The 11,134-nt window shown below is 71.4% G+C and carries 11 protein-coding genes and 1 pseudogene; 6 read left to right on the top strand and 6 right to left on the bottom strand.

Annotated elements, in window-relative coordinates; translation table 11 throughout:
* The first annotated feature begins 340 nt into the window (after positions 1-340).
* The 3 genes from AB0O15_RS12305 to AB0O15_RS12315 are packed head-to-tail and all read left to right on the top strand — an operon-like array spanning position 341 to position 2,810.
* The gene (locus AB0O15_RS12305; protein ID WP_364317635.1) at positions 341-829 is read left to right on the top strand and encodes a calcium-binding protein; all 489 of its coding nucleotides are present in this window, start codon (positions 341-343) and stop codon (positions 827-829) included.
* Positions 826-2,451, top strand: a complete 1,626-nt coding sequence (locus tag AB0O15_RS12310; RefSeq protein ID WP_364318132.1) for a carboxypeptidase regulatory-like domain-containing protein — start codon at positions 826-828, stop codon at positions 2,449-2,451. The genes AB0O15_RS12305 and AB0O15_RS12310 overlap by 4 nt, the downstream gene beginning before the upstream one ends.
* Positions 2,452-2,453: 2 nt before the next feature.
* Positions 2,454-2,810, top strand: a complete 357-nt coding sequence (locus AB0O15_RS12315) for a hypothetical protein (RefSeq protein WP_364317637.1) — start codon at positions 2,454-2,456, stop codon at positions 2,808-2,810.
* Between the two features lie 794 nt (positions 2,811-3,604).
* Here AB0O15_RS12315 and AB0O15_RS12320 read toward each other — a convergent pair.
* On the bottom strand, positions 3,605-3,817 hold the full coding sequence (locus AB0O15_RS12320; RefSeq protein WP_364317638.1) for a hypothetical protein: 213 nt from the start codon (positions 3,815-3,817) through the stop codon (positions 3,605-3,607).
* A gap of 505 nt (positions 3,818-4,322) precedes the next feature.
* Here AB0O15_RS12320 and AB0O15_RS12325 point away from each other — a divergent pair.
* From AB0O15_RS12325 to AB0O15_RS12335, 3 genes are all read left to right on the top strand, one after another.
* Complete coding sequence (locus AB0O15_RS12325; protein ID WP_364317640.1) at positions 4,323-5,888, top strand: YncE family protein; 1,566 nt, start codon at positions 4,323-4,325, stop codon at positions 5,886-5,888.
* Between the two features lie 91 nt (positions 5,889-5,979).
* Positions 5,980-6,546: a sigma-70 family RNA polymerase sigma factor gene (locus AB0O15_RS12330; protein ID WP_364317642.1), complete on the top strand. Its 567-nt coding sequence runs from the start codon at positions 5,980-5,982 to the stop codon at positions 6,544-6,546.
* A complete protein-coding gene (locus AB0O15_RS12335; RefSeq protein ID WP_364317643.1) occupies positions 6,543-7,229 on the top strand; it encodes a zf-HC2 domain-containing protein in 687 nt (228 codons plus the stop codon). Before AB0O15_RS12330 ends, AB0O15_RS12335 begins: the two co-directional genes overlap by 4 nt.
* 84 nt (positions 7,230-7,313) lie before the next feature.
* Here the strand turns inward: AB0O15_RS12335 and AB0O15_RS12340 are convergent, their stop codons facing one another.
* From AB0O15_RS12340 to AB0O15_RS12360, 5 genes and pseudogenes are all read right to left on the bottom strand, one after another.
* Positions 7,314-7,817: a hypothetical protein gene (locus AB0O15_RS12340; RefSeq protein WP_364317644.1), complete on the bottom strand. Its 504-nt coding sequence runs from the start codon at positions 7,815-7,817 to the stop codon at positions 7,314-7,316.
* A gap of 276 nt (positions 7,818-8,093) precedes the next feature.
* Positions 8,094-9,770, bottom strand: a complete 1,677-nt coding sequence (sulP, locus tag AB0O15_RS12345; RefSeq protein WP_364317646.1) for a sulfate permease — start codon at positions 9,768-9,770, stop codon at positions 8,094-8,096.
* 43 nt (positions 9,771-9,813) lie between these two features.
* Positions 9,814-10,065: pseudogene (locus AB0O15_RS12350) on the bottom strand (HAD-IA family hydrolase); the annotation flags it as partial.
* Positions 10,066-10,110: 45 nt separating this feature from the next.
* Positions 10,111-10,323 (bottom strand): hypothetical protein, encoded by a 213-nt coding sequence (locus tag AB0O15_RS12355; protein ID WP_364317648.1) that lies wholly within the window; start codon positions 10,321-10,323, stop codon positions 10,111-10,113.
* Positions 10,324-10,389: 66 nt separating this feature from the next.
* Entirely contained in the window at positions 10,390-11,061 is a 672-nt protein-coding gene (locus tag AB0O15_RS12360; protein ID WP_364317650.1) for a GntR family transcriptional regulator, read from the bottom strand.
* Positions 11,062-11,134: the final 73 nt, after the last annotated feature.

Raw genomic sequence — 11,134 nt, forward strand, 5'->3', positions numbered from 1 at the left:
CCCTGCGCGGGGTGGTAACGGACCGGGTAGAACGGCGTATTCGTTTGGTGTTGAGCGACAGATTGATGTCACTGGCTCGCGACAGCAAATGTCAGTGGCGGCGACAGCGGATGTCAGTGATCTTGTTTCCGGCTGAGACCGCCATGGTCCGGATCTCAACTTGGGTGCGAAACCGCCGCCCCGGCCCTCGCGCGGCGCTTACCGTCGCGCCCTCGGTCCGCCGCTGCCGAAATCACTCCTCCGGCAACCGACCTGCACCATTGCGCATGGAGAGTCGTCAGTGTCGGCCGGAGGTTCGCCCCTGCGTCGACGCCCGCCCCCGTCGACCGAAGGATCCCCGATGTCCGTCCCCACCGCAATGCCATGGCGCGCCCGCGTCAGCGTCGTCGCCGCGGCTGCGATCGGGGCGGCACTACTCGCAACCGCCCCGGCGCACGCTGCGGCGCGCCCGAAAGCGGTCACCGGCGCCGTCTGCACCATTGTCGGCACAGCCGGCAACGACAAGCTGGTCGGCACGTCGCGCGCCGACATCATCTGCGGAGGTGGCGGCAACGACACGCTGACGGGCGGGTCGGGCAACGACGTCCTCGACGGTGGCACCGGCAATGACACGATCAACGGCGGCGCAGGCAGCGACATGCTCGCCGGCGGGTCCGGCCGAGACACGCTGACCGGCAGCACCGGCGCGGACACCGTCACGTACGCCGGTCACCGCACGCCTGTCACGGCAAGCCTCGACGGCGCGGGCAACGACGGCGCGGCCGGTGAAGGCGACCGGATCGGCAGCGACGTCGAGGGTCTGATCGGAGGGCCGGCTGCCGACGCCTGACGGGCAACGCGGGCTCCAACACCTTGACTGGCGGGACCGGCAACGACACGCTCACCGGCGGCGCGGGCAATGACACCCTGCGCGGCCAGGACGGCGACGACCGAATCGACGGCGGGACCGGCACCGATCGGGTCGAAGGGGGCCGCGGCCGTAATGTCTGTACCAAGGACGTGGGCGGTCAGCGGCTGGACTGCACGATAACCATTACAATCCCGGCACTCCAGGCCGTGCAGGTGTCCGGCACGGTGGTCGACGCCGACGGGAACCCGGTGGCGGGAGTCGAGGTGCAGATGCGCAATGGCGTCACCACCGGGTCCGACGGCCGTTTCAGCATCGTCGGGGCCCGCGGCGCCCAGTCCCTGGGCGTGTCCGCGAACGGGCTGGCCGGCTTCCCGGCGCAGTTCGGCCTCACCGGGACAGTCAACCTGAAGACCGACACCACCGGCCTGACCATTCGCCTACCGCGGCCGGTGCAGCTGACCGTGCACGTAACGGACGATCGGGACGAGCCGCTGGCGAACGCCTGGGTGACCACGAACTTCGAGGACCAGCTGTACCTAAGCCCCACCAGCAGCCAGAGCCGCCTGTGGCCCGGCGGCCCGGTATACACGCTGCGCAGTGCGGTCATCCCCTGGGACGAGCTGCGGCAGACCGACGCCAATGGTGACCTGGCACTAGCAGCGTACCCGGGCACGCTGCCCCGCCTGGAGGCCAGCTACACGGCCGGCAACGGGCTATCCGCCAGCAGGACACTCACCAACGTGGCGGTCACCGGCGGCCAGGTGGACGTGGCGATCACCGCGCCGGAGCCCGTGCAGGTGTCCGGCACGGTGGTGGACGTCGACAATCAGCCCGTCGCCGGGGTCGAGGTGCAGATGTACAGCAGCGCCACCACCGACGCCGACGGCCAGTTCAGCATCGTCGGTGTCCGCGGCGCCCAGTACATGAGCGTGTCCGCGAACGGGCTCGCCGGTTTCCCCGCGCAATTCGCCCTGTCCGCCACAGTCGATCTGACGGCCGAGATCACCGGCCTGAGCCTTCAGCTGCCGCGGCCGGTCGAGGCCACCGTGCACGTGACAGACGGCAAAGATCAGCCACTGGCGCATGCCCAGGTGACCACGAACTTCGAGGACCAGCTGTACCGCACCCCCACCGACAGCCAGAGCCGGCTGTGGCCGGGCGGCCCGGTGTACACGCTGTACAGCGCGGTCATCCCCTGGGACGAGCAGCGGCACACCGACGCCAATGGTGACCTGGTACTGGCCTCGTACCCAGGCACGCTGCCCCGCCTGGAGGCCAGCTACACGGCCGAGAACGGGCTATCCGCCAGCAGGACACTCACCAACGTGGCGGTCACCGGTGGCCAGGTCGACGTGGCGATCGACATGCCGGAAGCGGTCCAGGTGTCCGGCACGGTGGTCGACGCCGACGGTCAGCCGGTGGCCGGGGTCGAGGTGCAGATGTACGACGGCGCGACCACCGACGGCGACGGTCGCTTCAGCATCGTCGGTGTCCGCGGCGCCCAGTACATGAGTGTCTCCGCGAACGGGCTCGCCGGTTTCCCCGCGCAATTCGCCCTCACCTCCACGGTGCAGCTGACAATCGACATCACCGGGGCTTGACAATGACCCTTCACCTGCCACGGCCGGTCCAGCTCACCGTGCATGTCACGGACAGCAAGCAGAAGCCGGTAGCGAACGCCCGGGTGACCACCAACTTCGAGGAGCAGCTGTACCGCACGCCCACCAGCAGCTCGAGCCGGCTGTGGCCGGGAGGTCCGGTGTACACGCTGTACAGCGCGGTCATCCCGTGGGACGAGGAGCGGTACACCAACGCCAACGGGAATCTGGTACTGGCCGCGTATCCCGGCACGCTGCCCCGCATCCAGGTGAGCTACACGGCCGTCAACGGGCTCTCCAGCAGCAGAACACTCACCAACGTGGTGATCGGCGGAAAGGGCGAGGCCGAGCTGAAATTCTGATTGCCCGTTCGGCCTGCTGCGCAGCGGCGACGACGGCCCGCGCCACGCCCAACCCACTTAGGACGTCCGATTCAGCCTCGGCGCTGGGAAGCGTGCGTGCATGTGGCTCAATCCCAACGGTGGAGACCCCAAGGGGGCGTAGCGGCTCCAGGTCGTGCCGGCGTTGACGGCCTGGCGCGTGGTCGTGGTGTGGTGAACGCCAAGGGCGGCGGCGATGACGGGTGCTGGTGCTTGGAGAACGAGTTGTCGCAGGGCGGAGCTGGGCATCGACCGTGGGCAGGATCCCGCAGGCGACCAGTCGGTGGCGCAGGTGCTCGGCGACGTTGCGGTGCGGGTATTCGTGTAGGGCGTGGTGCGTCAGCGGCATCCGGCCGGTGGCAAACTCGGCGAGCAAGGCGCGCGGCTGGGGTCGAGATAGCCACCGCAGCACCGTTTCCGGTTTGGTCGCTCGTAGCGTGTCGGCGAGCGGGAGCAGCGCGGGGCTGGTAGCGCCGTTACCCGCGTCGAGGGCTCGGTCCATCAGCCGGCCGGCCTGGCAGCGATTGCAGATCGGTCGTCGGCCGCGGTGGCCGGGCGGCACGACTCCGCAGACGGAGCAGATCACGACCTCGGCTGCCGCGCTGTCGGTCATGGTTCGGGCCGTAGCCGGGCGCGTTGGGACGAAACGCGGCTATGTCGGTCGGTGTCTCACCGGTCGCGGCGGCCTTGCGCGGCGCGACGTTCTCGGCACGGGTGAGGATCAGCTGCGCCGGGGTGGTCTCGAAGATGTCACACAGCGCGGCCAGGACCGGCAGCTAGGAGCGGCGCAGCGAGTGGAAGTCCAACCCGCCGAGCAGGCCGAGTGATCTGCGGTAGTCGGCCATCCGCCGATCGATTGCGCTGACCGAGATCCGCGGCCCGCGTTCGGTGGGCCACATCGCCGGCGAGTTCGCGTCGGTCAGCCGTGGCCGAACTTCGCCGATCCACTGTTGCAGGATCTCGGTGGTCCACGGCCAGACCGTCAACACGCTGCGCGGTTTGGGTGGGGAGCCGCGCCGGGCCTAACCGAACCGGACTCGGCAGACGCCGTAGCCACCCTTTACGGCCTGCCGCTCTGATCCGGACCACCCGGTCGTCGGCGTAGTCGAGCAGCCCTTGCAGCTCGTCGAGCGTGAAGGCCCGCCGGGACGGGTCGCCCTCAGCGTCTTGGACGTGCACGGCGGTGTTCCACTCGTGCACGACCTGCACCGGGTGCGACCCGAACCGCCGCTCACATTCCGACACCCAGTCGTAGGCCGGGTTGGTCAGGTAGTCGCAGAACGTGGCGACCGACGCGGCATAGTCGCGGATCGTCGCCCGGCGCCCGCGCACTCCGCGCAGGCCGCCCAGCCACTCGTCGATCATCTGCCATCGGGGCGAAGCAGCGATACGCCGGCGAGCAGAATGAGCCCGGCCGCCCCGGGCGCGTTGCCATTACCGGTCACCCGCCGCCACCCTCTGTTGCCTACATCAAACGAAAGGATCTTTCATCAGATGAGCGAAACACGGCTGCCCGCGAAACTGCGGAAGCGGATCACCAGCGTCAACCGCGACGTTCGCGTCCGGGTGATCGCCGAGCTGGAACGGCTCGCGACCGGTGCCGACACCGACCGGGCGGCGGCCGCCCTCGACGCCCTGTCCGCGCTGGCGACGGACGACAGCCTCGCGGTCCGGGAGGCGGCGTCGGCGGCGCTGGGCCGCACCACGATCAGCCTCGACCCCGATCGGGTGGATTTCGGCGACCTCGTGCCCGGCACCTCGCGGGTGGTCGCCGAGGTGACGATCGGCGGGCCGCCGCTGGCCCGGGCGCTGACCGCCACCGCCTCCGACCCGGCCCTGCGGGCGACCCTGGACGGCGATCGGCTGCGCGTCTCGTGGCTGCCCAGCGCCGGCGCGTTCCGCGGCACGGTCACCCTGCACGGCCCGGCCGGCGACACGAACCTGCTGGTCACGGGTCAGGCCGGGGCGGCGTCACCGCCGTCACCGCCCTCGCCGCGGCCCCGGTCCCGGCGGCGGCGGCCGGTCGTGGCCGCGGCCGTCGCCGTCCTGCTTCTGATCGCCGGGGCATGGACGCTGCTGGACCAGCCTCCTCGGGTGAGCCCTCCGCCCACCGCCCGGCCGGCCGGCCCGCCGCCGCCGCGGCTGGTCAGCTCGCCCAAGCCCCGGGTGGCAGGCACGATCCCGGTCGGCGCCGAGCCCGAAGGCGTGGCGGTGTCCCCCGACAGCAGCACGGTCTACGTGGCCAACCAGGGCGCCCGGGTGCTCTCCGTGATCGACGCCGCGTCCCGCCGGGTGACCCCGGTGACGCTGCGCAACACGGCCCGGTTCGTCGCCGTCTCCCGCGACGGCCGCACGGTCTTCGTCTCGATGTACGAGAAGACGGGCACCGTGATCAGCGGCAGCGGTGTCGCCGTGGTGGACGCGGCCACCCGCACGGTCCGCCGGTACCTGGCCACCGGCGCCCAGCCGTACGACCTGGCCGTGGCGCCGGACGATCGGCTGTGGGTGCCGATCCACGGCGGCCGCAGCGTGGAGATCTACGCCGCGGGCGACCTCCGGCTGGTCACCCGGGTCTTCGTGCCCAAGAACCCGCATTCGGTGGCGTTCTCGGCCGACGGCCAGCGCGCCTTCACCCCCGACCACGAGTCGAACTCGATGTCGGTCATCGACATGCGCACCGACCGGCGGGTGGCCACGCTGGCCGTCAGTCGCGCCCCGCACAGCGTGGCGGTCACCCCCGACGGCCGGAAGGTGATCGTGGCCGCGTGGGAGGCCGGAGCGGTCGACATCATCGACGCGCTGACGCTGGGCCGCGCCGGGCCATTCCGGGTCGGCTACCACCCTCAGAGCGTGGCGGTGGCCGTGGACGGCGGGTTCGCCTACACCGTGAACGAGGGCGACGCCACGGTGTCGGTCATCCGGGTACGCGATGGGCGGGTGACCGCGACCATTCCGGTCGGTGACAGCCCCCGGACCGTTGCCGTCGCGCCCGACGGTCGTTTCGCATACGTGACGAACGGCCACGACAACACCGTCTCGGTGCTTTCCCTGGCCGCCTGAGACGCTGGCCGGGGTCGGGCGATCGGTCCATTGACCTGCGCGCATGCACTTCGGGCAAGATCGTTGACGAAAGGTTCCTGAGGGAGGTTGCATGGCGGTGGGGTGGCCGCGCCGGCGCGAGTCGAGCGCCGACGACCTGCTCATCCGCCGGCTCTACCAGGAGCACGGTGGCGCGCTGCTGGCGTACGCGACGCGGCTGATGGGCGACCGCGCGCTCGGCGAGGACGTCGTGCAGGAGACGCTCGTCCGGGCCTGGCGCAATCCGGACCGGCTGACCGAGGACAAGGGCTCCGTCCGCGGGCTGCTGTTCACCATCACCCGCAACATCGCGATCGACCGGCACCGCGCCCGGCAGGCCCGCCCGACCGAGGTGGCCGAGACGATCAGCTCCACCCCGGTGGAGAAGGATCATGCCGACGCCGTGGTCGACTCGATGGCCGTGCTCGGCGCCATGGACAAGCTCGCCCCCGAGCATCGTGACGTGCTGAAGAAGATCTACTACGAGGGCCGCAGCGTCGACGAGACGGCCGAGTCCCTGGGCATCCCGCCCGGTACCGTGAAGTCCCGAAGTTATTACGCGTTACGCAAGCTGCGGGAGGCCATGGCCGAACGCCCGGGCGGAGCGGGGCTGACGATCGCGGAGGGAGCGGCCGGATGAGCGACCATCAGACCGAACTGCTCGGCGCGTACGTCCTCGGCGTGCTCGACCCCGGCGAGCGGTCCACCGTGCAGAAGCACCTCGACGGCTGCGAGCACTGCCGGGCCGAGGCCGACGAGCTGCGCGAGATGGAGGCGGCGCTGGGCGAGCTCCCGCCCGAGGCGCTGATCGAGGGCCCGCCCGAGGACGGCGACCTGCTGCTGCAGAAAACCCTTCGCGAGGTACGCGGTGAGCGCGCCCGTGGCGACCGCACCCGCCGGGCGGTCTGGGTGGCGGCGGCCGCCGTGGCCGGCGTGGCGGTCCTGGGCGGCGGCACGCTGATCGGCCGCGCGACCGCCCCGTCGGGCCAGATCGCGGCCCCCGCCCCGGCCATCTCGACCGCCGTTCCCGGCACCCGCGGCGGCACCGCCACCGACCCGGCCACCGGCGCCGCGATGGCGGTCCAGGTCGAGCCCGCGGCCGGCTGGGTGCGGGTGCATGCTCAGGTGTCGGGGATCGCGACCGGAGAACAGTGCCGCCTCTGGGTGGTCGCGCGCGACGGCCGTCGTCGCGAGGCAGGCAGCTGGCTGGTGGCCGGCGCCGCCTCCCGCGTCGACGGGTCGGCTCTGGTGGCGCCGGCCGACGTCGCCTCGGTGCAGGTCGAGACCTTCGCCGGCCGCCCCTTGATTACCGTGCCCGTCTAGGCCGTGTTTCAAGACCCGGCCAGGGCTGCGACGTGGCCCTGATCGGGTTATGAAACACGGCCCGGCTCCATCGGTAGTCCGTTGTCACGGGGTGAACTGCTCTTTGACGCGGCTGACCTTGCCGTCCTTGAACGTGAGGATGAACAGGCGGTTCTGGCTCTCGGCGACCAGCCCCTCGAGCGAGGTCTCCAGCTGCACCATGATGTCGTTGGGTGACTGCAAGGACAGCTTGGCGCCCGGGGCGAGCGTCGCCGTGCGGAGCTTCGGGTTGTGGTTGCGGATGTAATAGTCGTTGCACATGGCGCTGTCGCTGATCCGGACGCCGTCGGCCTTGCACGCCTTGCGGGCCGCCGCCCCGGTGAACCACTCGACCTTGTCGAAGGTGACGGTGCGCGAACCGGTGTCGACGGCGGTGAGGTAGCCGTACTGCGTGCCCACCAGATCGGTCGTGGTTTGTGCCTTCGGCGCCGGGGCTTCAACGGTCGGCGGTTCCAAAGCCGGCTCCGAAGCCGGCTGTTCCGCATCCGGCTCGGCGGTCGGCAGGTCGGCGGACGGCGTGACGACGGGCTCCGAGGCCGCGGCCGGCACGGGCTCGGGCTGCGGTTGCGGCTCGTTGCGCGCGCATCCCGCGACTCCCCCGGCGACCGCGGCACCGGCGACGGCAAGGACGATCAGGCGGTTGAGGTGCTTCATGACGGCCTCCCGGTGGCGTTGGATTCACCGCCACCACGGCCGCCGCCCCGATCCGGTTCACCCGAACTTTCGGCTCACCCATCCGGAAGATGGCTCGTTCCGACCATCGAAAGTCAGTGCCGGTCGGTGCGGAAGATGCGGCCGGCGTCGGCTGCGCACGCTCGCAAGCGGTCATCCGGACGGGCGAGTGGCCTCGTAGGCGGCGACCGTGGTCGGCAGGGTCGGGAAGATGTGGTCGGCGCCGATCGAGCCGGTCAGGCCGTACCGGTCGAGCTCGGCCCTCAGGTCTTGTTTGACCCTGGCCAGCCCGAACACGATGCCGCGGGCGGTCAGCTCGGCCCGGAGCCGGTCGAGGGCGTCCAGGGCGGTGCTGTCCACCTCGACGTTGGCCTCGGCGTTCAGGACGAACCAGCGGACCGGCTCGGTCTCGGCGGCGACCGCGGCCAGGGCGCGCTGCCGGAAGTTCTCGGCGTTGGCGAAGAACAGCGGCGAGTCGTAGCGGTAGATCAGCAGACCGGGTACGGTCCGCGCGGCCGGGAAGTCGTCGACGTCGTGCATGCCGGCCAGCCCGGGGACGAGACCGAGGACCGCGTCGTGCGGGCGGGCCACCCGGTGCAGCATCTCGGCGACGGACAGACCGACCGCGAGCAGCACGCCGGTCAGAATGTCGAACACGACCACACCGGCCAGCGCGGCCAGGGCGAGCAGCAGCTCGGTGCGGCGGAACGAGGCCAGCCTGCGGAAGCCGGCGATGTCGACCAGCCGGACCGCCGCGTAGACGACCAGCGCCCCCAGCGCGGCGGCCGGGAACAGCGCGAGCATCGGCCCGGCGAACAGCAGCACGGCCGCCACACAGACCAGAGCGACAAGCGAATACATCTGGGTACGCGCACCGCCCGCCACGCCCAGCGCGGTGCGGCTGCCGCTGCTGCTGATCGGGAAGCCCCGCAGCAGCCCGGCGCCGACGTTGGCCACGCCCAGCGCCAGTAGCTCCTGGTTGGCGTCCACCGGCTCGCCGGTGCGCTCGGCGAACGCCCGGCCGGTCAGCACGGTGTCGGTGTATCCGACGACCAGCACGCCGACCGCGGGCAGCAGCAGCGACCCGAAATCACCGAGGTCGGGCCGGGCAAGCGCGGGCAGGCCGCGCGGCACCTCGCCGACCACCGCGACACCGTGCCCGCGCAGGTCGAACACCAGCACCGCGACGGTGGCCAGCAGCACCACGACCAGCGGCACGGGCAGCCGCGGGAACCGCCACTGCCCGAGGAACAGCAGGGCCAGCACGGCCACCCCGAGCAGCGCCGTCGGCACGTGCATCCGGCCGAGCCGACCGGCGAACGACCACAGCTCGGCCGGCACGGTGTCGCCGTCCACGCGTACGCCGGCGAGCTTGCCGAGCTGCCCCGAGATCATCGTCAGGGCCACGCCGGCCAGGTAGCCGACCAGGATCGGCCGGGACAGCAGGTCGGCGACAAACCCGAGCCGGGCCACGTACGCGACCAGGAACAGCACCCCGACCACGACGGCGAGGGCGGCGGCCAGCCCCGCGTACCGGCCGGGGTCACCGGCGGCCAGCGGCGCCACCACGGCCGCGGTCATCAGCGCCGTCGTCGACTCGGGCCCGACCGAGAGATGCCGCGACGACCCGAGCACCGCGTACACGGCCAGCGGCGCCAGCATCGCCCACAGCCCCGCGACCGGCGGCAGCCCCGCCAGCCCGGCGTAGGCCATCCCCTGCGGCACGAGGTAGGCGGCCACGGTGATCCCGGCCAGCAGGTCGCCGCGCAGCCACGATCTGCGGTACGCCCGGAGCACGCCCACCCCGGGCACGAGCTGCCCGAACCTCATCTGCCGATCTTCGCACCTCGCGTCCTCAAGATCGACACGCCGGTCAGAGGGCAGCGATCGCGACGGGGAGGTCCGTCATGCGGGTGACGAGCACGTCTGCCTCACCCAGCAGCTCGGCCGGGGTGAGGGCGCAGTACCCGATGACGCGCATGCCCGCGGCCTTGGCCGCCGCCACGCCGGCCGGGTTGTCCTCGACGACGACGCACACCCCCGGTGGCGCGGTCAGGCACGCCGCGGCGTGCAGGAACAGGTCCGGAGCGGGCTTCCCTCGGGCCACATCCTGGGCGCTGAAGAGGTGTTCCTCGGCGGAACAGGCGCCGCAGGCCGGTCAGGCCCAGGCTCAGCCGGATCCGGTCGTGCCGGGCCGACGACGCGACACACATCCGCATCCCGCCCTCTCCTCACTGCGCCCGAGGTGCTCGGCGAAGATCTCCTCCTGCGTGATGGGCCGGCCCAGACCCCGGATCAGCTCCCGGTCGACCTCCTGGATCAGGCGTTCGCTGTCCACCAGGACGCCATCACAGTCGAAGATCACCACTTCCGGCCGATTCACGCGCCCAGTGTCCACGACCCGGCGCCCGCAAGCGGTCCCGCACGACCAAGCCCGCTCGAAGCGGGGTCAGCTGGCCTGGGGGCGGAGGCGGCCGTGGGCGTCGTGGGGGAGGTCGGCGTAGTGCCATTGGTGGTCGCGGGCGTGGCGGCAGGCGGTTTCGAGGTTGCCGGACTCGATGGCGGCCAGGAGGGCGGCGTGGTCGCGGACGACGTCCTTGAGTTTGACCTCGGCGGCGACCATCGTCACGGCGGTGCGGGCCTCGATCTGCAGGGCCTCCCAGGACAGGCGCAGCAGCTCGTTGTGGCCGGCCTCGATGATGTGGCGGTGGAAGGCGACGCTCGCCTTGGCCACCGCGTCGTCGTCGTTCCGCCGGGCCGCCGACCGCATCATCGTCACGGTCTCGCGGAGCTCGGCCAGCGGCATCGTGCCGGCCAGCATGGCCAGCCGGGTGGCGGTCTCTTCCAGCGCCGCCCGCACCACGTAGCTCTCGCGCAGCGTCTGCTGCACGAAGTGGCGGACGAAGGTGCCGCGCCGGGGCCGGGTCTCGACCATGCGCATGGCTTCGAGCTCGCGCAGTGCCTCGCGGACCGGCGCCTGGCTGGTGCCGAAGCGGGCGGCCAGCTTGGTCTCGACCAGTCGTTCGCCGGGCGGGATGGCGCCCGACACGATGTCGACCACGAGCATGTCGCGGATCTGCTGCCCCAGCGTCAGGCGCGTGACCTGCGACGGTTCGGTCATGAGCCCATGTTAGTCACGCGACGGGGTTGACCTCGTGCCGGTTGGAGGACAAGTATCAATTATCGATAGTTGA

This window comes from Actinoplanes sp. NPDC089786 (assembly GCF_040684855.1).
In the GTDB taxonomy this organism is placed as follows: Bacteria; Actinomycetota; Actinomycetes; order Mycobacteriales; family Micromonosporaceae; genus Actinoplanes.